General features: G+C 54.9%; 29 protein-coding genes. 11 read left to right on the forward strand and 18 right to left on the reverse strand.

From position 1 onward, the window contains the following. The 10 genes from era to folK form a co-directional block, all read right to left on the reverse strand. Entirely contained in the window at positions 1-918 is a 918-nt protein-coding gene (gene era / locus TW80_RS10375) for a GTPase Era (RefSeq protein WP_045997337.1), read from the reverse strand. Continuing rightward, on the reverse strand, positions 915-1,595 hold the full coding sequence (gene rnc / locus TW80_RS10380; RefSeq protein WP_045997338.1) for a ribonuclease III: 681 nt from the start codon (positions 1,593-1,595) through the stop codon (positions 915-917). Before rnc ends, era begins: the two co-directional genes overlap by 4 nt. After that, positions 1,592-2,425 carry a signal peptidase I gene (gene lepB / locus TW80_RS10385; RefSeq protein WP_045997339.1) on the reverse strand — a complete coding sequence of 278 codons (834 nt, stop codon included), beginning with the start codon at positions 2,423-2,425 and terminating at the stop codon, positions 1,592-1,594. The genes rnc and lepB overlap by 4 nt, the downstream gene beginning before the upstream one ends. A gap of 52 nt (positions 2,426-2,477) precedes the next feature. Next, positions 2,478-2,879, reverse strand: coding sequence for a holo-ACP synthase (gene acpS / locus TW80_RS10390; protein ID WP_045997340.1), 402 nt, complete (start codon positions 2,877-2,879; stop codon positions 2,478-2,480). After that, positions 2,876-3,310 carry an ABZJ_00895 family protein gene (locus TW80_RS10395; protein ID WP_157033246.1) on the reverse strand — a complete coding sequence of 145 codons (435 nt, stop codon included), beginning with the start codon at positions 3,308-3,310 and terminating at the stop codon, positions 2,876-2,878. Before TW80_RS10395 ends, acpS begins: the two co-directional genes overlap by 4 nt. A 1-nt stretch (position 3,311) precedes the next feature. Continuing rightward, complete coding sequence (locus tag TW80_RS10400) at positions 3,312-4,064, reverse strand: pyridoxine 5'-phosphate synthase (protein WP_045997342.1); 753 nt, start codon at positions 4,062-4,064, stop codon at positions 3,312-3,314. 35 nt (positions 4,065-4,099) lie between these two features. Continuing rightward, entirely contained in the window at positions 4,100-4,774 is a 675-nt protein-coding gene (locus TW80_RS10405) for a DUF2062 domain-containing protein (RefSeq protein ID WP_045997343.1), read from the reverse strand. Positions 4,775-4,797: 23 nt separating this feature from the next. After that, positions 4,798-6,930, reverse strand: coding sequence for a RelA/SpoT family protein (locus tag TW80_RS10410; protein ID WP_045997344.1), 2,133 nt, complete (start codon positions 6,928-6,930; stop codon positions 4,798-4,800). 39 nt (positions 6,931-6,969) lie between these two features. Next, entirely contained in the window at positions 6,970-7,323 is a 354-nt protein-coding gene (gene rpoZ / locus TW80_RS10415; protein WP_045997345.1) for a DNA-directed RNA polymerase subunit omega, read from the reverse strand. A 125-nt stretch (positions 7,324-7,448) separates the two neighbouring features. Continuing rightward, positions 7,449-8,006 carry a 2-amino-4-hydroxy-6-hydroxymethyldihydropteridine diphosphokinase gene (gene folK, locus TW80_RS10420; RefSeq protein WP_239450526.1) on the reverse strand — a complete coding sequence of 186 codons (558 nt, stop codon included), beginning with the start codon at positions 8,004-8,006 and terminating at the stop codon, positions 7,449-7,451. Between the two features lie 127 nt (positions 8,007-8,133). Between folK and TW80_RS10425 the strand changes: the two genes are divergently transcribed. The 5 genes from TW80_RS10425 to TW80_RS10445 all read left to right on the forward strand — a co-directional run bounded on the left by TW80_RS10425 (position 8,134) and on the right by TW80_RS10445 (position 11,523). Next, positions 8,134-8,709, forward strand: a complete 576-nt coding sequence (locus tag TW80_RS10425; RefSeq protein WP_045997347.1) for a LabA-like NYN domain-containing protein — start codon at positions 8,134-8,136, stop codon at positions 8,707-8,709. Positions 8,710-8,804: 95 nt separating this feature from the next. Then, positions 8,805-9,755, forward strand: coding sequence for a 4-hydroxy-3-methylbut-2-enyl diphosphate reductase (gene ispH / locus TW80_RS10430; protein WP_045997348.1), 951 nt, complete (start codon positions 8,805-8,807; stop codon positions 9,753-9,755). Next, positions 9,755-10,369 carry a LysE family translocator gene (locus tag TW80_RS10435; protein WP_045997349.1) on the forward strand — a complete coding sequence of 205 codons (615 nt, stop codon included), beginning with the start codon at positions 9,755-9,757 and terminating at the stop codon, positions 10,367-10,369. The genes ispH and TW80_RS10435 overlap by 1 nt, the downstream gene beginning before the upstream one ends. A 78-nt stretch (positions 10,370-10,447) precedes the next feature. Then, positions 10,448-10,900, forward strand: coding sequence for a ribonuclease HI (rnhA, locus tag TW80_RS10440; protein ID WP_045997350.1), 453 nt, complete (start codon positions 10,448-10,450; stop codon positions 10,898-10,900). After that, entirely contained in the window at positions 10,897-11,523 is a 627-nt protein-coding gene (locus tag TW80_RS10445; protein WP_045997351.1) for a trimeric intracellular cation channel family protein, read from the forward strand. The genes rnhA and TW80_RS10445 overlap by 4 nt, the downstream gene beginning before the upstream one ends. Positions 11,524-11,528: 5 nt before the next feature. Here the strand turns inward: TW80_RS10445 and TW80_RS10450 are convergent, their stop codons facing one another. Then, positions 11,529-12,497, reverse strand: coding sequence for an NAD(P)H-quinone oxidoreductase (locus TW80_RS10450; RefSeq protein WP_045997352.1), 969 nt, complete (start codon positions 12,495-12,497; stop codon positions 11,529-11,531). Next, positions 12,497-13,183, reverse strand: coding sequence for a COQ9 family protein (locus tag TW80_RS10455; RefSeq protein WP_045997353.1), 687 nt, complete (start codon positions 13,181-13,183; stop codon positions 12,497-12,499). The genes TW80_RS10450 and TW80_RS10455 overlap by 1 nt, the downstream gene beginning before the upstream one ends. Before the next feature lie 109 nt (positions 13,184-13,292). On the opposite strand from TW80_RS10455, the gene rpsU reads away from it, so the two are divergent. Together rpsU and TW80_RS10465 are read left to right on the forward strand one after the other, a co-directional pair. Continuing rightward, positions 13,293-13,499: a 30S ribosomal protein S21 gene (gene rpsU / locus TW80_RS10460; protein ID WP_008231221.1), complete on the forward strand. Its 207-nt coding sequence runs from the start codon at positions 13,293-13,295 to the stop codon at positions 13,497-13,499. Positions 13,500-13,637: 138 nt separating this feature from the next. After that, positions 13,638-14,237, forward strand: coding sequence for a hypothetical protein (locus tag TW80_RS10465; RefSeq protein WP_045997354.1), 600 nt, complete (start codon positions 13,638-13,640; stop codon positions 14,235-14,237). Positions 14,238-14,343: 106 nt separating this feature from the next. Here TW80_RS10465 and TW80_RS10470 read toward each other — a convergent pair whose 3' ends face one another. The 3 genes from TW80_RS10470 to TW80_RS10480 all read right to left on the reverse strand — a co-directional run bounded on the left by TW80_RS10470 (position 14,344) and on the right by TW80_RS10480 (position 19,974). After that, the gene (locus tag TW80_RS10470) at positions 14,344-17,352 is read right to left on the reverse strand and encodes a DNA translocase FtsK (protein ID WP_045997355.1); all 3,009 of its coding nucleotides are present in this window, start codon (positions 17,350-17,352) and stop codon (positions 14,344-14,346) included. A gap of 11 nt (positions 17,353-17,363) precedes the next feature. Beyond that, on the reverse strand, positions 17,364-18,539 hold the full coding sequence (locus tag TW80_RS10475; RefSeq protein WP_204218492.1) for an aminotransferase class I/II-fold pyridoxal phosphate-dependent enzyme: 1,176 nt from the start codon (positions 18,537-18,539) through the stop codon (positions 17,364-17,366). Positions 18,540-18,645: 106 nt separating this feature from the next. Further along, on the reverse strand, positions 18,646-19,974 hold the full coding sequence (locus TW80_RS10480) for an amidase (protein ID WP_045997356.1): 1,329 nt from the start codon (positions 19,972-19,974) through the stop codon (positions 18,646-18,648). A 157-nt stretch (positions 19,975-20,131) separates the two neighbouring features. On the opposite strand from TW80_RS10480, the gene TW80_RS10485 reads away from it, so the two are divergent. From TW80_RS10485 to TW80_RS10500, 4 genes are all read left to right on the forward strand, one after another. Then, on the forward strand, positions 20,132-20,743 hold the full coding sequence (locus tag TW80_RS10485; RefSeq protein ID WP_045997357.1) for an imm11 family protein: 612 nt from the start codon (positions 20,132-20,134) through the stop codon (positions 20,741-20,743). Positions 20,744-20,815: 72 nt separating this feature from the next. Next, complete coding sequence (locus TW80_RS10490; protein WP_045997632.1) at positions 20,816-22,063, forward strand: UbiH/UbiF/VisC/COQ6 family ubiquinone biosynthesis hydroxylase; 1,248 nt, start codon at positions 20,816-20,818, stop codon at positions 22,061-22,063. A gap of 3 nt (positions 22,064-22,066) precedes the next feature. After that, the gene (gene map, locus TW80_RS10495; RefSeq protein ID WP_045997358.1) at positions 22,067-22,816 is read left to right on the forward strand and encodes a type I methionyl aminopeptidase; all 750 of its coding nucleotides are present in this window, start codon (positions 22,067-22,069) and stop codon (positions 22,814-22,816) included. 123 nt (positions 22,817-22,939) lie between these two features. After that, positions 22,940-23,440, forward strand: coding sequence for a hypothetical protein (locus TW80_RS10500; protein WP_045997359.1), 501 nt, complete (start codon positions 22,940-22,942; stop codon positions 23,438-23,440). Here TW80_RS10500 and TW80_RS10505 read toward each other — a convergent pair whose 3' ends face one another. The 3 genes from TW80_RS10505 to TW80_RS10515 are packed head-to-tail and all read right to left on the reverse strand — an operon-like array spanning position 23,441 to position 25,197. Next, positions 23,441-23,620 (reverse strand): Trm112 family protein, encoded by a 180-nt coding sequence (locus TW80_RS10505; protein WP_045997360.1) that lies wholly within the window; start codon positions 23,618-23,620, stop codon positions 23,441-23,443. Further along, complete coding sequence (locus TW80_RS10510) at positions 23,617-24,258, reverse strand: LON peptidase substrate-binding domain-containing protein (RefSeq protein ID WP_045997361.1); 642 nt, start codon at positions 24,256-24,258, stop codon at positions 23,617-23,619. Before TW80_RS10510 ends, TW80_RS10505 begins: the two co-directional genes overlap by 4 nt. 27 nt (positions 24,259-24,285) lie before the next feature. Continuing rightward, positions 24,286-25,197: a thioredoxin family protein gene (locus TW80_RS10515; protein WP_045997362.1), complete on the reverse strand. Its 912-nt coding sequence runs from the start codon at positions 25,195-25,197 to the stop codon at positions 24,286-24,288. Positions 25,198-25,264 lie beyond the last annotated feature (67 nt).

Genomic DNA, 25,264 nt, shown 5'->3' on the forward strand with positions numbered 1-25,264 from the left:
TCAGCTATTACCGTCTTTGAAATCGAGGCCCATTTCAGAGTAGCGCTCAGATTCTTCGAGCCAATTTGGGCGGACCTTAACCTTAACAAAAAGATGTACGCGACGACCTAGAAACTCTTCAAGCTCGAGGCGGGCGGCTTGGCTCACCGATTTGATCGTCTCACCGCCTTTGCCCAGAACAATGCCTTTGTGACCGTCACGCGCGACGTAAATGAGCTGGTCAATTCTTGCAGAACCGTCAGCGCGTTCTTCCCAGTTTTCGGTCTCGACCGTCAATTCATATGGCAATTCTTGATGCAGGCGCAGCGTCAGCTTTTCTCGTGTCATTTCGGATGCGATCATCCGCATTGGCAGATCGGCAATCTGGTCCTCGGGATAGAGGAATGGACCCTCGGGAACCTGATCAACGAGCCAAGCGCGCAGCGCATCACAGCCGTGACCGCGCTCGGCTGAGATCATAAAAGTGTCTGCAAACGGGTAGGCGTCATTCATCTCTTTGGTCAGTGCAAGCAGCACTTCGGATTTCACCTTGTCGATCTTGTTGATCGCCAAAGCGACCTTGGTTTTTCCTGCACGCTCTTCCAGCGCTTCAAGGATCGCCTTGACCCCATCGGTCATACCACGATGCGCCTCGATCAGCATCACAACAACATCTGCGTCTGCGGCCCCGCCCCAAGCGGCAGCAACCATTGCGCGATCAAGGCGGCGCCTTGGCTTAAACAGGCCTGGCGTATCTACGAAAACAAGCTGGGCGTTGCCTTCCATCGCGACACCACGAATGCGCGCGCGTGTCGTTTGAACCTTATGCGTTACAATCGAAACCTTCGCGCCAACCATCCGGTTCAAGAGCGTCGACTTGCCCGCATTCGGTTCACCAATCAATGCAACAAAACCTGCCTTCGTGAGCGTATCAGTCATGACGTTACTTTCTTCAAAAGGGCCTTGGCGGCGGCCTGTTCCGCATGGCGTTTTGAGCTTGCTGTTGCCTGCTCGGTCGGGCCAGAGGCAAGCTGGACCTCGATGGTAAATGTCGGCGCATGGTCTGGACCGGTACGTGCGACCTCTACATATTTGGGTGGTACTTCACCCCGCGCCTGCGCCCATTCTTGCAGAGATGTCTTAGCATCGCGCGCATCGGCCGCGACATTGTGAATCCGTGCGCCCCATAGATTCAGCACAATCGTTCTGGCGGCATCAAAACCGCCGTCCTGATAGACTGCGGCAATCACGGCCTCCATCGCATCAGCGAGAAGCGCCTCTTTCCGGCGGCCGCCAGATTTCATCTCGGAACGCCCGAGTTTCAACACCGACCCAAGTTCGATCTGGCGCGCTACATCCGCGCAAGCCTCTCGACGGACCAGCGCATTATAGCGTGGGGCAAGCAGCCCTTCGGGTGCCGATTTATCCGCAAGTAAAAGCGCCTCGGCCATCACGAGCCCCAAAACCCTGTCACCCAAAAATTCGAGCCGCTGGTTATCGTCACGATGCGGACTAACCATCGAAGAATGCGTAACAGCGCGCAACAACAGCTCTGGCTTCTGAAACTGATAGCCAAGCCGTTTAGAAAACGCGGTGAGTTCAGCTGAAATCTTCAATCGAGGGCCTTAAAGAAACGGTCAGAACGCCATGTCCAGAAGAACAGCATCGAACGACCTGCGGAAGAAAAGATAACACGATCAGCGCGACCAATCAGGTCTTTGCGCTCAACAAAGCCAACGCCATTCTGTGCCTGACTAAAGCGGCTATCAATGGAATTGTCGCGGTTATCACCGATGAAAAAGAACCGATCCGCAGGCACAACAAAGACCTGTGTGTTGTCTTGCGGGCGTGATCCAACGTTTAGAACGCTATGGCGGACACCATTGGGCAGCGTTTCATACTGGCGTTCTTTCACGCAGTCTGCGCCGTTGCCAACCACGCCATTTCCACATTGTGGAACGCGCCCCTGCGGGCCTTGCGGTTCCATTATCTCGACAAAGGGGTCTGCATCTTCGACCACGACTGCTTCGTCGTTAATATAAAGAAGACCATCTTTCATCTGAATGCGGTCCCCCGGCAAACCGATCAAACGCTTGATGAAATCGCGGCCTGTAACAGGGTGGCGAAATACAACGATATCACCGCGCTCTGGGTCAGAGCCGAACAGACGGTCTTCGTATCCTTCGAAGATGCCACAAACGTCATCTGCCCCGATGTTCAAAAATGGCACGGACGGGCATGACGCATAGGAATACCCATAAGCCATCTTATTCACGAACAAGAAATCACCCACCAAGAGCGTATCCTTCATCGATCCCGACGGAATCCAGAAGGGTTGGAAAAACACACTACGAAAGACACCCGCAATAATGAGCGCCCAGAACACGGTTTTCACCGTTTCAACGATCGCGCCCACAGGGCCTGTTTTTTCGGCTTCTTCGGCCATAGCCATTTCCTTTTTGGTGTTTGTGGCTTCATGGGGGGGCATGCCCGCGCTGTCAAGCGGCGGGGAGCGCCTCAATCACCACAAACGCTTGTGCCCAAGGGTGATCGTCGGTCAAAGTCACGTGAATGACGGCTTTGTGTCCCGGCGGGGTCATCGCATCCAAGCGATCCTTGGCCCAGCCGGTAACCTGCATCGTTGGTTGACCGCTTTTCATATTGGTGACGGCCATATCTTTCCACGAAATCCCCATGGCCAGTCCCGTACCCAACGCCTTTGAACATGCCTCCTTGGCGGCCCAGCGTTTTGCATAGGTCCCCGCGACGTCTTTGCGACGCTCAGCTTTGGCTTGTTCGACCTCGGTAAAGACGCGGTTGCGAAACCGATCACCAAACCGATCAAGCGTCCCCGCGATCCGTTCAATATTGGCCAGATCCGTTCCGATCCCCAAGATCATTTGCTGCGTCCCGCTTGGATGGCCTTAAGCTGATTTTTCGCGCCCATTCGCAGAAAAGCAAAATTACACAGCGCAATCATTGCAACGACAAAGCCCAAAACGCTAAATATCAGCCATGCAGCCGGCGGCGTTTCCAAGAGCTCCCCGAACCCTGGGACATTCGTGATGATTGCCGCACTAAACAGGATAAGAAAACCTGCGCTGATAAGCGTGGCAAAGCCTACGAATGACTTTGTCTCGCTACCTGTTGGAACGCGGTTATGGGTCTTAGCAAACTGCTGGCCCTCAACCAACGCTGCCACCAGTGCCGGGGCAATCGCCGTAAAGCCGGTCGATAGGTTGAGCCCCGTCAATTGACGCAACATCCCTAGCAAAATCGGCAAACCAATGGTCACCCCGATAATAATGGCGGTGTAGCGCTTGTAATTCATGTCATTCTCCGGCGCGGGCCGCATCCATGCAGCGACGCATTTCTGCAATTGCCGGGCCAAGCCCGCGAAAGATCGCTTCGCCAATGATAAAATGCCCGATGTTCAATTCGCGCACCTGTGGCAACGCGGCGATGGGGCCAACACTGTCGTAGGTCAGCCCGTGCCCCACATGCACCTCAAGCCCTAGTTCATGCGCATACGCCGCCATATCGGTGATCTTGGCAAGTTCACTATCACGCGCGTCCCAGCGTTCTTCGGCCCATGCATCGGCGTAAGCTCCCGCATGAAGCTCAATGACTGGCGCACCGATACGCGCTGCAGCCTCGACCTGCTTTGGGTCGGCTGCGATGAACAAAGACACACGTGAACCGGCCTCTACAAACGGGCTGATATAATGCGCCAGTTTGTTGTCTTGCTGCGCAATCTCCAGTCCGCCTTCGGTTGTTTTTTCTTCGCGCTTTTCAGGCACCAAGCACACGGCGTGCGGTTTGTGCCGTAGCGCGATTGTTTGCATCTCATCAGTCGCGGCCATTTCAAAATTCAACGGCACGGTCAGTTGCGAAACCAGTCGATCAATGTCTGAATCGATAATGTGGCGCCGATCCTCGCGCAGGTGGGCGGTGATACCATCAGCACCTGCCTGTTCCGCGATCAAGGCCGCGCGCACAGGATCAGGCACATCACCACCACGCGCGTTACGCACTGTCGCAACGTGATCAATATTCACACCAAGGCGGAGTTTCTCGGATGCCATCTCAATTCCCTTCGTTCCGTAGAACTCTATGACGTTCAATGCGCGTCGTCATTCACTGTTTCGGATTTCTTGCTTAGCTGGCTTAGCTTATTGCGCAACGCCTTGCGGCGGCGATTTTGGTAGGCCGTAATGACGGGGACGCAAATATAATAAGACACAGCCGCACAAATAATACCCGGAATGATACCGCCCACCAGATAGGGCAAGAACACTTCGTGATAGAACTCCGCCAGTCCGTGCCAGTCTGCACGGGCACTGGTAAACATGGCCAAAAAGTTGTGCCAAATATCGGAAAACGCGCTGCCAAAGCGGCACCCTAAGCCGCAAAAATCAGGATCGCGATGGCCGAAGCCAAACAGCGCAGCATTAAACGGGCGCCCCATCAACCAGTGCCCTGCCGACAAAGCAGCAACACCGATGGGAATGTAGGTCAGCGGATTCCCAAAAAACGTACCCAAAAGCGCTGCAAAAATATTGCCCCGCAACACCCGGGCAATAATGGCCGCACAAACAAAATGGATTCCGTAGAAGGGTGTAAATGCCGTAAATACGCCAGCAGCAATCCCACGAGAGATCTTTTCAGGCGTATCTGGCAACCGCCGCACCCGGTGTTTCACATATTCAAACGCGCGTGCCCAACCGCCGCGAGGATAGAAAAAATCCAGCACAATCTGCCAGATTGGCCGTCTATCCCTACGCTTAAAAACCAAACTTTTATTCCTTCCCCAGTGGGTTAGCTGGGCCTTGCGTTCGCCATATCTGGGTCACGGTGGCGATAGATTGACGACACGTTGCTATCCGCCTCGAGCGCTGTTTTGACGCGGTGCAAGTGTTCTGCGTCACGCAAATCAACGTCGATCAGCAACCTGAAGTAATCGGGCTTCCGGTCTATGAATCTCAAGTCTGAGATATTGGCGCTTTGCTCGCCGATCAATGTGCAAATTCGCCCCAGTACCCCGGCATCATTCGTAATGGTCACATTGAATGTAACGGTGTTCACCGCAGCATGGGTTCCTTCGTGCCAGTGCAAATCAACCCAGCGTTCGGGCTGGTCCTCATAATTGGCAAGCGCCTCGCAATCGATTGCATGCACCACCACGCCTTGGCCGCGATAAGTGATCCCCAAAATGCGCTCGCCCGGCACGGGCTGACAGCATGGACCGCGGCGTTGCACTTGATCAGCGGCCAAACCGACAACTGCGCGTTTTGCATCCACTTCATCGCCGTGGCGCGATTCAAGCTCTGGGTAGATCGCGCGCACAACCTCGCGGCCGGTTATCTCGGCGCTGCCAAGCTGCGCGAGCAGTTCTTCGACATCAGCAATTGCCAGAGCCTTGGCCGCCATACCAAGCGCCTTATCCGTCGCCTTTTTGCCAACGTTTTCAAAGGCAACACGGGCTAGCTCGCGCCCCAAACGGACAAAGCGACCACGATCAGCCTCGCGCAAACTGCGGCGGATCGCCGTCTTGGCCCGCCCCGTCACTGCAATCTCGATCCAAGTCGCTTGTGGTGTCTGGCCCTCGGCGGTGATTACCTCAACCGATTGACCGTTCTTGAGACGCGTCCAAAGCGGCACGCGAATACCATCGACCTTTGCACCGACACAGGCAGCACCAATGCGGGTATGAATGGCATAGGCGAAATCAATTGGGGTTGCGCCACGCGGCAGTTTGATCACATCGCCTTTGGGCGTAAAGCAGAACACCTGATCGTTATACATCTCGAGCTTAACAGCCTCGAGGAATTCGTCGTGGTCCTGATCGTCATCCAGCCGTTCGGTCAGTGCCGAGATCCAGCGCACGGGATCAACCGCAAAACGGTTCTCGACCCGCTCACCGTTTTTGTAAGACCAATGCGCGGCAACACCGGTTTCGGCAACCTCGTGCATTTCGCGGGTCCGCACTTGGACCTCGACCTGCTTACCATCGCGACCGGAAACAGTTGTATGGATGGATCGGTAGCCGTTGCTCTTGGGTTGGCTGATGTAATCCTTAAAGCGACCAGGCACAGCGCGCCAACGCTGATGAATCGCCCCCAACACGCGATAGCAATCTGCATCGGTCGCCACGATCACGCGGAAGCCGTAAATATCGGAAAGGCGGCTAAAGCTCTTTTCCTTTTCCTGCATCTTGCGCCAGATCGAATAGGGCTTTTTGGCGCGGCCCGTCACTTCGGCTTGAATATTCGCCTTTTCAAGCTCAACCCGCATGTCTGCGGTGATCTTTTGAACCACATCGCCCGCCTCACGCTGCAACGTAATAAAGCGGCGGATGATTGAACTCCGCGCTTCGGGGTTCAAAACGCGAAACGATAGATCCTCAAGCTCTTCGCGCATCCATTGCATACCCATGCGGCCAGCAAGCGGGGCAAAGATATCCATGGTTTCGCGCGCTTTTTGCGCCTGTTTTTCGGGGCGCATCGACTTGATCGTGCGCATGTTGTGCAGACGGTCAGCGAGCTTAACCAATGTCACACGCAAATCGCGCGACGTCGCCATGAAAAGCTTGCGGAAATTCTCGGCCTGCTTGGTTTGTGTCGAGGTCAGCTGCAGATTTGTCAGCTTCGTAACACCGTCAACCAGATCGGCGATCTCGCGACCAAACCGCTGTTCGACCTCAGCGAATGACGCTTTGGTATCTTCGATCGTGTCATGCAACAACGCCGTCACCAAAGTGGCGTCGTCCATCTGCTGTTCAGCAAGAATACAGGTAACGGCAATCGGGTGGGTGAAATAAGGTTCACCAGAATGACGGAACTGCCCTTCGTGCATTTCAGCACCAAAGACATAAGCGTCACGCAGCAATTCCTGATTGGTATTCGGGTTATACGCGCGGACCAGAGCGATCAGTTCGTCAGCAGTCGTCATCTGGTCCCGCACCTATCCTTGTAGGCCGGCAAAGGCCTATTAACGTTGGCCCTGCGCTTCCATCAATGCGCGCAGCAGCTTTTCTTCGGACATGTCGTCTTCAACAGGCTTGTCCGCCTCGGCACCCATCAGCAGAGACATCGAATCTTCTTCGGGCTCATCAACCTCGATCTGAGTCTGATGCGCTTCGATCATGCGCTCGCGCAGATCATCCGCCTGCTGTGTTTCTTCTGCGATTTCGCGCAGTGAAACAACGGGGTTCTTGTCGTTGTCACGGTTGACTGTGATGGGGGCACCAGACGCGATTTCGCGCGCACGATGAGCCGCAAGCATCACAAGATCAAAACGGTTTGGAACTTTATCGACGCAATCTTCTACGGTGACGCGGGCCATGGGCGTACTCCAGTCAGTCAAGGGGACTTAGCAAGAGGCTTATCTATTGCCAAAATACAGGATTGACAAGGGGCACAGGACTAATCCTTGGCAGAAACTTCGGCCAATCGCACCCCCGGCCGCGTTCAATCCGGAATAGGCACAACCGCAGCTAAGTCACTGGCAGGCAAGGCATCCCGCATTTCGCGGACAGTGCGCCCTAACACAGGGTGCGTCCAATCCGGGGCAACTTCGCACAATGGAACCAACACAAATGCGCGATCCTGAACGCGAGGATGGGGCAGAATCAGTTCACGAGGTGCGCGTTCTTGTTGCGTTTGAACGTCCAGATTTCGCCATTCCTGATAGGTCGACAGATCCGGCAACACCTGCGAATCCAGCGCAATCAAATCGATATCTAGCGTCCGCTGACCCCATCTTTGGTCACGTTTTCGCATCGCCAAGGCCTCGATCTCGTGAAATTTACTAAGTAATTTTGTCGCAGACAGATTCGTTTTGACTGCCATCGCGGCATTCACATAATCAGGACCAGCACCCACCGGAAATGCTGGCGTTGTGAAAGATTGGCTTACTTTCTTCACTGAAACTGACATATCAGCTATGTTTTTCATAGCTTTTTGTATAGTCTCCCTAGGGTCACCCAAATTTGAATTTTCGTTGCTACCAAAGGCGATAAGCGCCAAACTACATTTATCGTCCATATTCTCTACTTGTCAGGTTTTACGAAAACATTACAATATTCGAACCCTTGCACAACACACACCACTCACTGCGTGCAAGGCAGCGCGAACAATTTTGAAAGGATATTTCATGTTTTATCGGGACGAGCGTCTTGCGCTCTTCATCGATGGCTCGAATCTATATGCAGCCGCAAAATCTCTTGGCTTTGATATCGACTATAAACTTCTTCGCCAAGAATTCATGCGTCGTGGCAAAATGCTCCGGGCCTTCTATTACACCGCCTTGCTGGAAAATGACGAGTATTCTCCGATCCGCCCACTCGTAGATTGGTTGCACTACAACGGTTTCACCATGGTGACAAAACCGGCAAAAGAATACACCGACAGCATGGGCCGGCGTAAAGTCAAAGGCAACATGGACATCGAACTGACTGTCGATGCGATGGAGCTCGCTCCGCATGTTGATCACGTTGTGCTCTTTTCGGGCGACGGTGATTTCCGTCCGCTAATCGAAGCACTGCAACGCAAAGGCGTGCGGGTTTCTGTTGTTTCGACAATCCGTAGCCAGCCCCCAATGATCGCAGACGAACTGCGCCGTCAGGCCGATAACTTTATCGAGCTGGACGAACTGCGCGACGTTGTCGGCCGCCCGACGCGCGAACCTCGTCCAGAGTTCGCCGAAGAAGCAGCGACCGAAGAAAGCTAATGATATTGGCGTCAGGCGGGTAACTGTCTGACGCCCTGCTCTGGACGCCACGGCGTCAAAGTCTTACCTCTGTAGCAACCCGCCGGAGGATACAGATGACTAAGCCCCCTCTTACACTTTACTTGGCCGCGCCACGCGGTTTTTGCGCAGGCGTCGACCGTGCAATCAAGATCGTCGAAATGGCGATCGAAAAATGGGGTGCGCCCGTCTATGTCCGGCACGAAATCGTTCACAACAAATTCGTTGTCGATGGCCTGCGCGATCTGGGCGCGGTGTTTGTCGAAGAACTTGACGAATGCCCTGATGACCGGCCCGTGATCTTTTCCGCTCATGGTGTCCCCAAGGCCGTCCCTGCCGCCGCAGCCAAACGTGAGATGATCTATGTCGATGCGACCTGCCCGCTGGTGTCAAAAGTGCATATCGAGGCACAGCGCCACGCCGACAACGGGTTGCAAATGATCATGATCGGCCACGCGGGCCACCCGGAAACTGTTGGCACCATGGGGCAACTACCCGCCGGAGAGGTACTGCTTGTCGAAACTGTCGAAGATGTCGCAACCGTTGACGTGCGCGACCCTGATCGGCTTGCCTTTGTAACGCAGACCACCCTTTCGGTTGATGACACGATTGATATCGTTGCCGCACTCAACGCGCGCTTTCCCAAAATCGTCGGCCCCCACAAAGAAGATATCTGCTACGCCACCACAAACCGCCAAGAAGCAGTCAAAGCCATCGCACCACATTGCGATGCGATACTCGTTGTGGGCGCACCAAATTCGTCGAACTCCAAAAGGTTGGTCGAGGTCGGCGCGCGTGCGGGCTGCGCGTATTCACAACTTGTGCAACGCGCCGATGATATCGACTGGCGCGCGCTCGATGGGATCAAATCAATGGGGATCACTGCCGGCGCATCCGCCCCTGAGGTGCTCATCAACGAAGTCATCGACGCATTCCGCGACAAATACGATGTCACCGTTGAAATGGTTGAAACCGCACAAGAAAACGTCGAATTCAAGGTTCCACGTGTATTGAGAGTGCCTGCGTAGTGATCAGTCTACAATTTCTCCTTACCGCCTTCGTCGTCTGCATCGCGCCCGGCACGGGCGTTATCTACACTCTCGCGCTTGGCTTAGGCCAAGGGCGCAAAGCCGCGATTTTCGCGGCCCTTGGATGTACGATCGGGATCATCCCCCATCTTGCAGCCGCAATACTAGGGCTGGCTGCATTGCTTCATACCAGCGCTGTTCTGTTTCAGGTCGTGAAATTTGCGGGCGTGGCCTATTTGCTTTACCTCGCATGGCAGTCGCTCAAATCCGACGGCGCACTGGCGGTCCGCGCTGACGCAAACGCACAACCCGCTATGGCAATCATCCAACGTGGCGCTTTGATCAACATCCTGAACCCCAAGCTGTCGATCTTTTTTCTGGCCTTACTACCGCCGTTCCTGTCAGGCACAGCGGCTTCTGCAACGACCGAGATGATCACACTCGGTGCCATCTTTATGATGATGACCTTTGCTATTTTTGTGCTCTACGGCGTATTCGCCGCACTCGCCCGCGATCGCCTATTGCAAAGCGCAGGAATCATGCGCGCGCTCAATCGATCATTTGCGGCGATCTTTGCTGCACTGGGGCTGCGCCTCGCATTTGAAAAGGCCTGACCTTTTATCATTGTTTTCGCGCGCAAAGATGTCGAAAAGGGGCGCGACCAAACTGCCGCTGCGCCAAGAAAGCAAACAATGACTGAACTATTCGCCTACACTGATGGAGCTTGCTCTGGGAATCCTGGCCCCGGCGGTTGGGGCGCGCTGCTGATTGCGCGCGACGGTGATACGGTTCTCAAGGAACGCGAACTCAAAGGCGGCGAAGCCCACACAACCAACAACAAAATGGAGCTTCTGGCCGCGATCACCGCGCTTGAAACGCTCGACCGCCCAACAAAGCTCACCATTGTTACAGATAGCTCTTACGTCAAAGACGGCATTACAGGATGGATCTTTGGTTGGAAAAAACGCGGCTGGAAAACGGCAGGCAATAAACCCGTCAAGAACGAAGACCTTTGGCGCAGGCTCGATGCCGCTGTGCAACGCCATGACGTGACTTGGGAATGGGTCAAAGGCCACGCCGGGCACCCCGAAAATGAACGCGCCGATGCATTGGCCCGCGCCGGGATGGAGCCGTTCAAGAAATGACGCTGCTGGCATTCCTCGATTATGCATCGGTGTTTGTCTTTGCATTGACGGGGGCGCTGGTCGCGAGCCGTGCACAATTGGACCTAGTCGGTTTCGTGTTCATCGCCAGCCTGACGGCTGTTGGCGGAGGAACGCTGCGCGACATCCTGCTGAACCGTGATGTCGTGTTCTGGGTCGAGCACCCCGCCTATATCGGGGTCGCCGCACTTGCTGCATTGCTGGTGTTTCTAACCGCTCATTTATTGGAAAGTAGATACCGCACGATCCTCTGGCTTGATGCTTGCGCGCTTGCCGTCGCGGTTCCTGCGGGCGTCGCAGTCGCGCTCGCGACCAATCAGCCACCCAGCATCGTGATCATCATGGGCATCATCACCGGCTGCTTTGGCGGGCTGATGCGCGACGTGGTCTGCAACGAAGTCCCTTTGGTGCTTAAACAGGGTGAACTATATGTCACCTGCGCAATGACCGGCGGCATCGCTGCCTCAATCGCGCTTTACTTGGACATCCCAGAACCAACAGCACTCCTCATCTGTGCAGGAAGCGCCTTCGCCCTCCGCGCCGGAAGCATCCAATTCGGCTGGCACCTGCCCGTCTACAAGGCCTATCCACCGCGCGACCGCTGAGGCTATCAGACCCTCAGAACAATCTTTCCAATGTGCGCACTGCTTTCCATACGCGCATGGGCTTGGTCAGCGTCGGCCAATGCGAATTCCTGATCCATCACTGGAGCAATTTTACCCACCTCAATCAATGGCCACACATACTTGCGCAATTGTTCTGCGATCCGCGCCTTTGCCAAATCAGACTGCGGGCGCAGCGTTGATCCGGTCACCGTCAAGCGACGCATCATCAACTGCATTAGGTTAATATCAACTTTTGATCCTTGTAAAAATGCGATCTGCACCAACCGTCCGTCATCCGCCAATGCCTTAATGTTTCGCTGAATATAGGGGCCTCCGACCATATCGAGGATCAAATCCGCACCGCCCACTGCTTTCATTTTTTCAACAAAATCGACATCGCGATAGTTAAACGCAGCTTCGGCCCCGAGGTCGACACAGGCCGCGCATTTTTCGTCGCCGCCCGCTGTTGCAAAAACACGTGCACCAAAGGTTTTCGCCAATTGTATCGCGGTCGTTCCGATCCCTGAACTGCCACCATGCACCAAGAACCGTTCACCTGCATTCAGACCACCCCGCATGAACACGTTCGACCAAACCGTAAAGAACGTTTCGGGCAAACATGCCGCCTGCGCAAGGCTCAGTCCCTTTGGAACTGGCAGGCAATGGGCCGCAGGGGTCGTGACATATTCCGCATATCCACCGCCCGGTAGCAGCGCGCAAACCTGATCACCCACTGCAACTGACTGGACACCTGTACCAATGGCGACCACCTCTCCTGCGGCTTCAAGGCCGGGTAGATCGCTCGCATTCTTGGGCGGATTATAAAGCCCCGCACGTTGGAGCGCATCTGGCCTGTTCACACCCGCGTAAGCAACTTTGATCACCACATCATCATGCGCAGGTTCCGGCATCGGACGATCAACGCGCTTCAGAACTTCAGGCCCGCCCGGCTGCGAAATCTCGATGGCTTTCATTATTTTGGATCCTTCCAAATTCCCGGCAAATCGTCCGGAATATGTCGCCCCGGTGCCTTGATCCCCGACAAAACGCGACCAACAGCGCCAGCAAACGGCTTGAGCAATGGATTGTCATTGATCCGTGCCTTGGTCTGCTCAAACTTCATAACGTCCTCGATCCGGCGATCAATAAAGGCGTCGGTTGCTTGCCCTTCCAGACTGTCATCACCCAGCCAAAACAGCACCACAGAAGCATACACAGCCGAGAGCGTCATACGTTTGCTATACCAATTCACATCGCGCGAAGTATCACCAAGGGCATTCCAGATTGCGTCAGAAGTGCCCCAAATCAGCTTAGCCCCATCTGCCGCCATATGTGGCATCGCAAACAAAGTGGTGCCACGTCGCACCGCCTCTTTGTCATCCACCGCAGCCAGACGCAGACGAATTGCTGTCGCGACCTTATCGCGAAACCTTAATTCGGACAGGTCCGTCGTCGCCAAATCGGCAACCATTTTGGCATCTCCTTTCTTGTGAAATGCGATCGCCAAATCCACAGCGCCTCGCGGGCAAATCTCTTTGGCTTCGGCCATTGTCATATCCAAACCCTGAACCGCCATCGAGAACGCGGTCGGCGACCAACCGTCAAAGGCAACATGCGGCAATATCTCGTTCAATAGATTTGCTTTTTGTACGTCTGTCATCGGGTTTCTCCTTGACCTCAGCCGGGACTAGACAAATTAGCCCGCCTTTGCTATCTGCCCACTTCCTGCAATTTTTGCAAATCCAACTTAGAAAGGTGGTGTAAACCACATGCAGGTTAGTGTTCGTGATAACAACGTCGATCAGGCGTTGCGTGCTCTGAAAAAGAAACTTCAGCGTGAAGGCGTGTTCCGTGAAATGAAGCTTAAGCAGCATTTCGAAAAACCGTCCGTACGCAAAGCACGTGAAAAAGCGGAAGCTATCCGTCGTCAGCGCAAGCTGGCTCGGAAAAAGCTACAGCGCGAAGGTTTGCTCTAAGCAAATCATTGTGACAAATTTGAACCCCGCTTGAAAAATCAAGCGGGGTTTTTTGTGTAAATACAATTTTTAGTTTCATTAAATTTGCCGATATGGAACAAAACACCCAATGTAAGAAGAAATTAAACGAGGCGTAAAATGGCATTTGTTCGAGTTTTTGTTGCCCTTGCGTGCGGAGTTTCGGTCGCAGGGTGCGAGGCGGTCACCGGTATTGGTGAAGGGAACACTCCGGATACAGAGCTCGTCACACTGAACGTACATGGCGAAATTCCCGATCAAGGATTCGGAGACCTGACAGGCGGACGTAGAGATATGGCTCTCGTTGAAGGGCAACGAACAGGATATGCCTACGAATACGGCTTGCTAGAAGGGACGACAACATTCCAAGCTGTCGCTGGCGTCGCGCCCAATTCATACGTTGGCCCTGAAATTTCCACTGGATCAGTCAGCTACAATGCCACCTATCAGCTCACACATCTCGAAACCGATACGCTGAAAGACGTTTCCGGCGATATTTCAATATATGCCAGTCTGACAACGCGATATGTTTATGGCGACGATGACAACATCTCGATCTCAGGTTCGTACACTGGCAACGCTTTGGATGGTTCAGTCTACTATGACGGACTAGTTGGGGACATGACTGGCCTTATCGGAACCGAAGGCATCGTCGGTGCTTTTGCTGGCAACTCGAGTGATGAAATTCTTGTTGGTGGCTTTGTCGGCACAGCCAACTAATTCGACCTAGAGCATAACAAAAAGAAGACCCGCCTGAGAAATCTGGCGGGTCTTCTTTTTGGTCTTTTGCCAACCATTGTCGGGCCGATTACTGCAGCCAGTCGGGCTAATGCTGTTCGGGCACCAGTATCTCGCGTTTGCCGACGTGGTTCGCGGCGCTGACCACACCTTCGTCTTCCATTTGCTCAACCAGTCGTGCTGCTTTGTTGTAGCCGATCGACAGTTTGCGCTGGATGTAAGAGGTCGAGCACTTGCGATCCTTGATCACAATTGCCACCGCAGTGTCGTACAGGGCATTTTCGCTATCCGATCCGTCGCCAAGCCCCAGCACCAAGTCGATGTCGCTCGATTTTTCCTCGTCCGGGCCATCGACAACGCCTGACATGTATTCAGGCGGGCCAAAGCCCTTAAGGTGGTTCACGATCTCTTCGACTTCTTCGTCGCTGACAAACGGGCCATGCACGCGGGTGATTTTGGATCCGCCCGCCATATAAAGCATATCACCCATGCCCAGTAGCTGCTCGGCACCCATTTCACCCAAGATCGTGCGGCTGTCGATTTTCGACGTCACCTGGAACGAAATCCGCGTGGGGAAGTTCGCCTTGATGGTACCTGTAATAACGTCAACTGACGGACGCTGTGTTGCCATGATCAAATGGATACCCGATGCACGCGCCATCTGCGCAAGGCGCTGAATACAGGCCTCGATCTCTTTGCCCGCAACCATCATGAGATCAGCCATCTCATCGACGATAACCACAATATAGGGCAACACCTCTGGCGCAAATTCTTCGGTCTCGAATACCGGATCGCCGGTTTCATCGTCAAATCCGGTCTGGACTGTGCGGCTGAACATCTCGCCCTTGGCTAGGGCATCTTTGACGCGACCATTATAGCCATCAATGTTCCGCACACCCATTTTAGACATCTTGCGGTAACGCTCTTCCATCTCGCCCACGACCCATTTCAGGGCGACAACAGCCTTTTTCGGGTCTGTCACAACCGGGGACAAAAGGTGCGGAATACCGTCATAGACGGACAGTTCCAGCATCTTGGGGTCGATCATGATCATGCGGCATTCTTCGGGTGTCAGCTTGTAAAGCAATGACAAGATCATCGTGTTGATCGCCACCGATTTACCCGAACCTGTCGTACCCGCGATCAGCAAGTGAGGCATCTTCGCAAGGTTCGCGACAATAGGCTCGCCGCCGATGTCCTTGCCCAGCGCCAATGGCAGCTTTTGGTTGCCATCGCCGAAATCACGATGCGACAGGATCTCGCGCAGCACGACTTTTTCGCGGTTCTCGTTCGGTAGCTCGATACCAATCACAGTACGACCGGGCACAGTGGAAACACGTGCCGCCAGCGCCGACATCGAACGCGCGATATCGTCGGATAGGCCGATAACACGGCTTGCCTTCAAACCGGGGGCGGGCTCTAGTTCATACATGGTTACGACCGGGCCGGGACGCACCGAAGTGATTTCACCCTTTACGCCATAGTCGTCCAGTACGCTTTCCAACATGCGCGCGTTTTGCTCAAGCGCGTCATCGCTAAGATGATGGCGCTGCACGTCAATGGGGTTCATCAACAAGTTCAGCGGCGGATGCTCATAATCCGCGTATTTTTCATCAAAAGCCAATGCGGGCTGTGCTTCTGCCTTAGCCTGACGCGAAGGCTGCGGCGCACGCTTGGGTGGATGCTGAACAACTGCACGGGGCTCGACCTTGGGCACTGACGGTGCAACAGGAACATGCGCAGGCGGAATCGGCATATGTGGGGCGGCCACATAGGGGGCGACATCCACATTCGGCTGCGTCGTATCCTCATCATCAAGCTCTGGCATCGGCTCTAGATCGGCAAAGGCGATAGGTTCGCGCTCAGTCGGTGCAGGCGGGACATCGGTGACCACAGGTTCTTGGGTCCGTTCAAAGACCAAAGGTTTTGGACCACGCCCTGCCGTCAAAGACGGTTCGATCCGCACGCCCGTTGGCGAAGGTGGGACTTCGCGGGCTTTGATTGCATTTGCGATACGGGTGCTAACGCGGTCCGCATCGCCACTGATCGGTGCAATGGGTTCAATCGGAGCAGGCGTTACCAATTCAGGTTCCGGCATCGGGTCATTGCGTTTCAACAAACCGGACAAGAAACTGCCGCCTGACGCAGGCTCTGCCGTCGGCGAAGCGGGTGCAACATCTGTCGCGCGGGTTGCGGTCAACGGTGGCGCAGGTGGCATTTTAGGCGCAGCCATCGGCGCGTCAGAGGTCGGCATTGCAGGGCGCGCGCGCACAACAGCTGCGGCGCGGGCCTTGAAATCTGGTGCCGCAGGAGCGGGTGCAGGTTCAGCATCCTCGAGCACATCGTCTTCATCATCAAAGCGCAAGGCGGCCCGGCGTTCAGCGGCATTTGCACGATAGGCCTTAACGTTATCGTTCATGCCCTGTGCGGCTTTGGCCGACATTGTCGCGCCCTTGCCAATCAATTTCAGCAGCATCGCATAAAGCATGACAGTCCCGAGCAGCAGGAATTTTCCAGCAACACGCAACTCTGGCCGTGTAAAGCCCAAGGCAAATGCCATCAACGCCACCAGCGCAATACCAGCCAGCAGCGACAGCAGCTTGACCCCGAAAACAGGACCAAAGGGCACGATTGTCAGAATAACACCCAATACAGTGTCACCAAACAACCCACCCATGCCAAAATTCTCTGGCCAAGCAACGCTTGGGGTTAAGGTCGCCCCATAAACGGCCCCCACAACGATAGCGACAGGGGCAAAGATGATCCGGCTCATCGCGCGATCCTGACCACGGTGCAGCACGAACCGCGCACCCCAAGAGATCAGTAAGACGGGCAAAACCCAAATTCCCAGACCAACAACCATGATCAAAGGCGCAGCAATTGAGGCACCAAAATGCCCCAACCAGTTTTGCACCGGAGCATCGGTCGCTGAAATCCAACTAGGGTCATCAGGGGAATAGCTGCCAACGATCATTGCAATGATCAGGCCCGCTATACCCAAACCAATACCCAACAGTTCTTTGCTACGCTTTTCTAATGCTGCCTGCGTTGCACTATCCAAAAGAGGATCCCTCTGCCGTGTTTGATATGATGCCATCTTTACCGTCCTCAACCATACAAACAGTCACGGATTAACCTTAGTCCGCGCTGCATTTCTTGTGTTGGGGCCACCATCGCGACCCGAATATAGCCGGCGCCGGGGTTTTCCCCGTTCACGTCACGGCTAAGATATGCGCCGGGCAAAACCCGAACACCTGTTTCCTGCCACAGCCGAAGCGCGGCTGCCTCGCCATCTTTGACCGGAAGCCAAAGAAAAAATCCTGCCTGCGGCGACTGATACTCAGGCACATCGCCAAAAATCTCGTCTGCGATGTCGTATTTCTGATGATAAAGCGCCCTGTTTTCTACAACATGGTCCTCATCAGCCCAGACCTTGGCCGCGACCGCCTGCAACGGCTCTGGCAAAGGCGCACCCGCATAGGCCCGCAACTGTCGAATACGCGCCATTGACTTTGCACCACCCGCACAAAACCCCGAACGCAATCCCGGTAGGTTTGACCGCTTCGACAGGGAATGGAAAATCACCACGCGATCAGGGTCTGCGCCCATCTCGGTCGCGATCTGCAACGCTCCGACCGGGGGCGTATCGCGGTATATCTCGGAATAGCACTCATCCGCGAAAATGATGAAATCATGCTTTTCAGCCAAAGCAATCAGCGCGCGCCAATAATCGGCATCAGCAACCGTACCCTGTGGGTTTGCTGGCGAGCAAATATAAGCAATCGTTGTGCGGTTCAGCACGTCCTCTGGCAAAGCATGAAAATCTGGCAAATGCCCAGTGCTAATGGTGGCCGGTACATAGATCGGCTCTGCCCCAACCGATAGGGCCGCGACGGCATAGACCTGATAGAATGGGTTCGGCGTCAGAACAGCGGGCTGCCCATTCTTGGTCTCAGGGCTAAGCGCCATTGCAGCATTATACAGCCCCTCGCGCGTACCATTAAGCGTCAGAATCTGCTCGTGCGTCAGCTCCAAGCCGTAGCGACGCTGCAAAAAACCAACAATCGCTTCCATCAAGGCATCGGTGCCGTTATTATTAGGATATTTCGCAAAGCCCTGCACATTGGCCGCAAGCTCTTGGGCCACGAAATCAGGGAACGCATGGCGCGGTTCGCCAATCGTCATATTGATCACGTCCGAAGCCTGTGTTGGCACGTCAAGTAACGCACGCAAACGGGGCCACGTCGCAACCGGGAGGTTCGAAAACCGCTCGGGGAACACCATAACTGCCTCAATTCACGGGATCATTTCGCCCCGTTTTTTCCCAAAGTAGCGTGATGCCACCCACTCTGTCCAGAACAACAGGCGAATCCGTGTGATTTTGTGGCTTTTACGCCAGCGCAAGTTCCGCCGCTGCACTTAGGCGTAACAAAGCTGCCTCGCCACCAGCGCGACCGTTCAACATGATCCCGCATGACGGCACCCCAGTCGGCAACGTCACCGAGGTCAAGTCCAAGAGGTTCGCAATCCGCGTATTTCGCAAAGCCAAAAGGTTCTCGGATTTATAGTATTCATCTTCAGACAGTAGACGCGCTACATTCGGTGGCGTCATCGGCGCAGTCGGCATGATCACCGCGTCAAAGCCAGCAGTCTGCGCCGTATATTCCTTGCGGATTTCACGCAGCAAATTCCACCCGGCCACATAATCCGCCGCAGCAACGGTTTGCCCCCCACGGACGCGCTCTAGGATTTGCGGAAACATCTTTTCTGGGTTGGCTTCGACCAAATCACGCCACCAACCATAGCTGTCGGCCCCATAAAGGTCGCCCGCATGCGCAAAGGCTTCAGCCAATCGTGGAAATTCCCAATGAGCGATCACCGCACCCGCATTTTGCAACCGCTCAACCGCGCTTTGAAACGCCGCCCTTGGGGCATCGCGCAGATCATCTGGGGCAATGGTATCCAGTACCATTAGCCGCGCACCTTCTAGGCTTACAGCCCCCAAATCAGCAGGTTTTACCCCGCCCAGCGCCGCATAGACCAGCGCGGCGTCTTCGACCGACCGGCACAGCGGGCCTACCGTATCAAAAGTCAGGCACAGCGGCACAACGCAATCCAGCGACAACTGCCCATGCGTGGTTTTCAGCCCAACCAGATCATTCCACGCCGATGGTATACGCACAGATCCACCCGTATCAGACCCTATTCCAGCCGCCGCCAACCCAAACGCAACCGAAGCCGCCGCGCCCGAAGACGACCCACCAGCAACCGCTTCATGGTCGTTCACACAGGGCGGCGTCGCCGTGATCGGGTTTAACCCCAGTCCAGAAAACGCGATCTCGGACATGTGGGTTTTACCAAGGCAAACCAACCCGGCAGCTGTGGCATTTTGTAAAACCAACGCATCCTGTACCGGCACACGGCCCGCCATCAATGCAGTCCCCGCCTCGGTCGCGACACCGGCAGTATCGAACAGGTCTTTCCAAGACACAGGCACACCATCCAACGGCCCACGGCGAAACCCAGATTTCGCACGCTCTGACGCCGCGGCAGCCTCGGCCCGCGCGCGGTCATGCGTCACTCGCGCGTAAATACGATCCCGAAACTCATGGGCATCAATGGCATCCAGATACACATCGGTCAGGGCCACCGGATCAATCTCCCCCGCCCCAATCGCACGACCCAAATCAGCCGCCTTCATCCATCGCCAGTCTTGCATGTGAATTCTCCTGTCTTACTGCGACCCTAGCGGGCGCAATGGGCGGGAACAATCCCGCAACAATGATAGCGCATTGCAAAGCAATACTTCCTAGGAGTTGCCACTTGCCGAAACTTGAGCGAAGCCTTCAACAACAGTAATTGGAAGGACACCTGCTATGCCTTGGCAGATTCAAGCGGCCACCTTTGATGAGTGGGAACTGACGTGGGGCGATAAGCTCACACCGGACGAAATCAAGAAATTGCCTGAAAATTATGTTCAATTGGGCCTAAAGCACGGGGAACGGTTTCACCCGGATTTGCCGACCATACCTTATCTACAAAGCAGTGATCATTCGGTAATTCCCTCGATTTGTCAGGGAAGATATGGTTTCGACGTGTTTGTTGATCAGGAGGTCCGGTCTCTGATTGAAGAAATGGATACGGCAGAACATTACTTTCACCCAATTGACCTGCACCTCAAGTCTGGTGAAGTGTTAAGAGATCGCTATTTCTTGTTGCGTCTAGGTGGATTGCTAGATGGAATTGTTCCAGAAGATTCAGAGGTAGAGCCAGTATTTCGGGATGGCAAGTTGTTACGCTACGAGAGAACAAAAGTCCGACCTAAAATCACATGGAAAGCAGGTGCTATTGCTGGGCGGCATTTGTGGATGGACCGTTGTTTTATGGACAATATCTATTGCTCTGATGACTTTTTGAATGAACTCAAGCGCCGCAAAATTGGACACTTCCGTGCGATCCCTACTTTCTGCGCCAATTTAGCGCAGTAGAAGCCGATAGCCGCGCCCCATCAAAACACTTGTATTCATCGGACGGTGCCCGCCGCAGCGGCCAAGGATCGCATGGACAATCTGGCGTGCAGGGTCATATTACGCCCTATGGATACGGATATCATCATCGTGGGTGGCGGGCTGAATGGGCCGGCATTGGCATTGGCCGCAGCGCAGGCGGGCTTTGCTGTGACAATCATCGACAGCCTACCCATTGACCGGCGCAAACGTCCTGATTTTGATGGGCGCAGCTATGCTTTGGCGTTGTCGTCGAAACGTCTGCTGCAAGGCATCGGCGTCTGGGATGCCGTTGCCGATGACGCCCAGCCAATGTTGGAAATCAAGGTCACCGATGGTCGCGCCGGCGAAGGGCCAAGCCCGTGGATGCTGCATTTTGATCACGCCGAAATCGAAGAAGGCCCGATGGGTTTTATGGTCGAAGACCGCCACCTGCGCCGCGCGTTTCTTGACGCAATGGCAGCGGAGCCATTGATCACCCAACTGTCCAAAGAAACCGTTGTTTCACAGATGGTCGATCAAGCCAGAGCGAGCGTCACACTCGCCTCTGGCAAGGTGATCACCGGCCAAGTTTTGATCGGTTCTGATGGTCGCCGCAGTGGCACTGCCGAACGCGCCGGGATTAAGCGGACTGGCTGGGGTTACGGGCAAACCGCAGTAGTCTGCGCGGTTGCGCATGAAAAGCCCCACGGCGGTATCGCACACCAATTCTTTATGCCCGCAGGCCCGCTCGCCATCCTGCCGCTTACCGAAAATCGCAGTTCAATCGTCTGGAGCGAAACTGACGCCCGCGCCGCCGAGCTTGCCGCAATGAATGATGCCGATTTCCTAGAGGCATTGCGCCCCGCCTTTGGCAGCTTTCTGGGTGAAATCAGCCTGACAGGCGCGCGGTTTACTTACCCCCTCGGGCTGACACTCGCCGATAGTTTTATCGCGGACCGCGTCGCCTTGGTCGGGGATGCGGCGCATGGGTTGCACCCGATTGCAGGTCAGGGTCTGAATGCCGGGTTGCGTGATGTCGCCGCGCTCGCCCAAGTGTTGTCAGAGGCCCACGCCCGTGGTGAAGACATTGGAAACCCACAAGTTCTCGGACGGTATCAGCAATGGCGTCGGTTTGATACGACGACGCTTGCAATCGCGACGGACACGTTCAACAGGCTGTTTTCAAATGATAACCCCCTGCTGCGCGGTTTGCGCGACCTCGGGATGGGTGCCGTCAACGCGGTCCCTGCCCTGCGCCGAAATTTCATCCGCGAGGCCGCTGGCCTGACCGGTGACTTGCCAGATCTAATGCGCGAATAGTCCATGACAATTACCCAAGAAGACGAGCTAACCGACCTCAAAGAGATTGGCCGCATTGTAGCGAACGCGCTGCAAACCATGGCGACCGCGATTGAACCAGGCATGACGACCGCCGATCTGGACGATATTGGCGGGCAACTTCTAGAGCGCGCAGGTGCGATATCCGCGCCGAAATCAGAGTATGATTTTCCGGGCGCAACCTGCATTAGCGTGAACGAAGAAATCGCTCATGGGATACCGGGTGACCGCGTGATTGCATCAGGTGATCTGGTCAACATTGATGTGTCGGCGTCAAAGAACGGGGTGTATGCAGATACGGGTGCTACATTCCGTGTCGGGCAGGTCAAACCTTCGCTCGATAAACTGTGCCGCGACGGCAAACGCGCCATGCAAATCGGCATTGCACAGGTTCGTGCGGACCGGCCACTCGCGAATATTGGCAATGCAATCGGCGCTTTCGCGGCCAAAAATGGGTATACACTAATCCGCAATCTGGCGAGCCACGGGGTCGGTCATTCGTTGCATGAATACCCCACCGAAATTGCCACTTGGCCAACGCGCCGCGACCGTCGGATTATCAACGATGGGCTTGTTCTCACGGTCGAGCCGTTCTTGTCCAAAGGTGGAATCTGGGCGAATGACGGCGACGATGGCTGGACGCTTTATAGCGAACCCGCTGCTGCCACGGTGCAATATGAACACACAGTTGTCGCCACCCCGAAAGGCGCGATTGTCGTGACATTGCCGGGTTAATCAAACACTGGACTGAAACTGCGACTGTTGTAATCTGCCCCCGATGAACCAAGGGGAGAGGGTCACTTGACGGATAACAGTGCATCGCCTTTTTTCGACATCCGGCGGTCCGTGCGGGGGCGGATGATCACGCGTTTAATTATTGGGCCGTTGATAGCTATCGGGTTCATCTATTTTGGCTTACGGCTCATCCCTGATAGCTTTGGCCTTGGCATGTCGATCGACGACATATCCGATCTGAGTATGTGGGCGATTGTGGGTGTCTTTTTGGTTTGCACCGGTGCCTACAACCTCTTGAAATTGGCGATTTTCGCGATCAGGTCGCGACAGCCGTCAGGGCACTGGCATTTTCGGCTTACGGCTGACGATTTACTTTGGGATGTACCCAAGCATGCACACGGAAAAGAGACCGGGTTTCATGCCAAACTGCCAGACATTGAGCAGATAGAATTCCGCACGCTCGAACGCGATGAACAGCAGGACCTGCGCAGTTATTGGGTCCACTTTTCAGATGGCTCCCCCGCGATTGAGCTAAAGGGCTACTCTGGTGTTAGCCTCAGCTGGATGACCCAGAAAATCGCGCAGGCAGGCGTGCCCTATGTCGAAACACGCGACACCTATTGATTAGTCGAGGGCACGCGCCTCATCCACGAGCATAACCGGGATGCCATTCCGAATTGGAAACGCAAGTTGCGCAGTTTTCGAGATAAGCTCGTGCTTTTCCGCGTCATAGGTCAATGTCGCTTGGGTCAACGGGCAGACCAGTGCTTCGAGCATTTTGGGGTCAAAGAGTGATTCAGTCATTGCAATATCTCGTCACCTGATCCGCCCCGTAGGGCAAATTGGATCAAGGTTGTTAGGGTTTCACGCCGTGTCGACAGTGACGGCGCTTCGAGCAGGGCTTGTTTATCTTCGGGTTCGAACGGGCAAAGCATCGCCAAGGAATTGATCAGCAGTTCATCGTCAGCATCACCAAGGCTATCCCAATCGGTTGACAGCCCCTTTGCCTCAAAGAAACGACCAAGCGTCTTCATAAAGCTATCACGCTCAAACGATGGGTCTTTTTCGGCGCTTCCCAAATCGCGGTCGAACCCGGTCCAGTTCACTTTGCAACGGCGATAGGGGGTAAAGCCATCCACCTCATTGGCGATACGAAACCGTGAGACGCCAGAAAGCGTAATCATATAGCGCCCGTCTTCGGTCTCAGAAAACGCCGTGATCCGACCTGCACATCCAATCGCGTGCAGCCCCGTGGCGTCGTCAGGTCGCGCATAGGGTTGGACCATGCCGATCAACCGATGTGACGTCTTTAGCACATCGTCCAGCATCGCCAGATAGCGCGGCTCAAACAAATGCAACGGAAGCCGCGCCCGCGGCAGCAGCAAGGCCCCGGGCAATGGAAATACAGGAATGACGTCTGGCAAGTCAGCGATTGGTATCATGACAGATAACCTAGGCCGATCACGCGATCATGCAAATATCAACGACGACAATTTGCGGCGACCGTTCAAGACAATCGGATCTTTGGCCTCGCGCGCATCGAAAATTGTGAACAATTGCGCCTTGGCGGCCCCGTCATTCCATTCGCGATCACGGCGGAACAGTTCCAGCAATTGATCGACGGCTTCTTCGACCTGACCAGCCGCATGCAGTGCTGTCGCCAAATCAAACCGCGCTTGATGGTTCGCAGGATCGGCTTCGACGGCGGCCTGTAGTTCGGCAACCGGCCCAGCATTTGCTGCCTCTCGTGCAAGAGTGATCTGCGCATGAACCGCTTCGAGCAGTGGATCTTCGCTGATTTCAGCAGGTGCACCGTTCAGAACCGCCTCGGCCTGGTCAACATCATCCAATGCCAAGTAAGTCCGGACCAAGCCTGCATAAGCTGGGGCGCTGTTTGGTTCTTCTTGCAAAATCGCCGCAAATGTCTCGGCCGCATCGGCAACTGCACCCTCTTCGAGCATTTGTTCCGCAGCTTCAATTGCGGCAGAAAGCCCTTCAGCCTCGGGATCACCAGCAAGCGCCGCGATCTTTTCGACAAACGCGTCGATTTCAGATGGGGGCAGCGCACCTTGGAACCCATCGACAGGACGCCCCTGATAAAAGGCATAGACCGTTGGGATCGACTGAACCTGCAACTGCCCAGCGTAGGCTTGGTTCTTGTCCACGTCGATCTTGACCATTTTCACGCGACCGCCGGCCTTGTTGACCGCCGCCTCAAGCGCGGGCCCAAGGGTTTTGCAGGGTCCACACCACGTCGCCCAGAAATCAACAATAACGGGTACGGTTTGCGAGGCTTCAATAACGTCAGCCGCAAATGACGCATCAGTGCCATCTTTGATCAGATCAGCGGGGGCCTGAGGGTTGGCGTCCAATTCCAGCATGTTCTGTCTCCTTATACGTTTGTTACCGCATATATGTGCGTTCCTGCACGATAGGCCAAGAGGCAAT

The sequence above is a fragment of the Loktanella sp. S4079 genome (assembly GCF_000967725.1).
Classification (GTDB): domain Bacteria; phylum Pseudomonadota; class Alphaproteobacteria; order Rhodobacterales; family Rhodobacteraceae; genus Yoonia.

Excerpts from the sequence above, each read along its gene's own strand:
- TW80_RS10475 (WP_204218492.1), bottom strand. The coding sequence starts at position 18,539 with ATGGTGTTCCCCGAGCGGTTTTCGAACCTCCCGGTTGCGACGTGGCCC.
- TW80_RS10465 (WP_045997354.1), top strand. The coding sequence starts at position 13,638 with ATGGCATTTGTTCGAGTTTTTGTTGCCCTTGCGTGCGGAGTTTCGGTC.
- TW80_RS10410 (WP_045997344.1), bottom strand. The coding sequence starts at position 6,930 with ATGACGACTGCTGACGAACTGATCGCTCTGGTCCGCGCGTATAACCCG.
- TW80_RS10485 (WP_045997357.1), top strand. The coding sequence starts at position 20,132 with ATGCCTTGGCAGATTCAAGCGGCCACCTTTGATGAGTGGGAACTGACG.
- TW80_RS10480 (WP_045997356.1), bottom strand. The coding sequence starts at position 19,974 with ATGCAAGACTGGCGATGGATGAAGGCGGCTGATTTGGGTCGTGCGATT.
- rpsU (WP_008231221.1), top strand. The coding sequence starts at position 13,293 with ATGCAGGTTAGTGTTCGTGATAACAACGTCGATCAGGCGTTGCGTGCT.
- TW80_RS10450 (WP_045997352.1), bottom strand. The coding sequence starts at position 12,497 with ATGAAAGCCATCGAGATTTCGCAGCCGGGCGGGCCTGAAGTTCTGAAG.
- TW80_RS10470 (WP_045997355.1), bottom strand. The coding sequence starts at position 17,352 with ATGGCATCATATCAAACACGGCAGAGGGATCCTCTTTTGGATAGTGCA.
- TW80_RS10455 (WP_045997353.1), bottom strand. The coding sequence starts at position 13,183 with ATGACAGACGTACAAAAAGCAAATCTATTGAACGAGATATTGCCGCAT.
- era (WP_045997337.1), bottom strand. The coding sequence starts at position 918 with ATGACTGATACGCTCACGAAGGCAGGTTTTGTTGCATTGATTGGTGAA.
- TW80_RS10505 (WP_045997360.1), bottom strand. The coding sequence starts at position 23,620 with ATGACTGAATCACTCTTTGACCCCAAAATGCTCGAAGCACTGGTCTGC.
- acpS (WP_045997340.1), bottom strand. The coding sequence starts at position 2,879 with ATGATCTTGGGGATCGGAACGGATCTGGCCAATATTGAACGGATCGCG.
- lepB (WP_045997339.1), bottom strand. The coding sequence starts at position 2,425 with ATGGCCGAAGAAGCCGAAAAAACAGGCCCTGTGGGCGCGATCGTTGAA.
- map (WP_045997358.1), top strand. The coding sequence starts at position 22,067 with ATGACAATTACCCAAGAAGACGAGCTAACCGACCTCAAAGAGATTGGC.
- TW80_RS10445 (WP_045997351.1), top strand. The coding sequence starts at position 10,897 with ATGACGCTGCTGGCATTCCTCGATTATGCATCGGTGTTTGTCTTTGCA.
- TW80_RS10395 (WP_157033246.1), bottom strand. The coding sequence starts at position 3,310 with ATGAATTACAAGCGCTACACCGCCATTATTATCGGGGTGACCATTGGT.
- ispH (WP_045997348.1), top strand. The coding sequence starts at position 8,805 with ATGACTAAGCCCCCTCTTACACTTTACTTGGCCGCGCCACGCGGTTTT.
- TW80_RS10510 (WP_045997361.1), bottom strand. The coding sequence starts at position 24,258 with ATGATACCAATCGCTGACTTGCCAGACGTCATTCCTGTATTTCCATTG.
- rpoZ (WP_045997345.1), bottom strand. The coding sequence starts at position 7,323 with ATGGCCCGCGTCACCGTAGAAGATTGCGTCGATAAAGTTCCAAACCGT.
- TW80_RS10515 (WP_045997362.1), bottom strand. The coding sequence starts at position 25,197 with ATGCTGGAATTGGACGCCAACCCTCAGGCCCCCGCTGATCTGATCAAA.
- TW80_RS10425 (WP_045997347.1), top strand. The coding sequence starts at position 8,134 with ATGTTTTATCGGGACGAGCGTCTTGCGCTCTTCATCGATGGCTCGAAT.
- TW80_RS10490 (WP_045997632.1), top strand. The coding sequence starts at position 20,816 with ATGGACAATCTGGCGTGCAGGGTCATATTACGCCCTATGGATACGGAT.
- TW80_RS10500 (WP_045997359.1), top strand. The coding sequence starts at position 22,940 with ATGATCACGCGTTTAATTATTGGGCCGTTGATAGCTATCGGGTTCATC.
- rnhA (WP_045997350.1), top strand. The coding sequence starts at position 10,448 with ATGACTGAACTATTCGCCTACACTGATGGAGCTTGCTCTGGGAATCCT.
- TW80_RS10400 (WP_045997342.1), bottom strand. The coding sequence starts at position 4,064 with ATGGCATCCGAGAAACTCCGCCTTGGTGTGAATATTGATCACGTTGCG.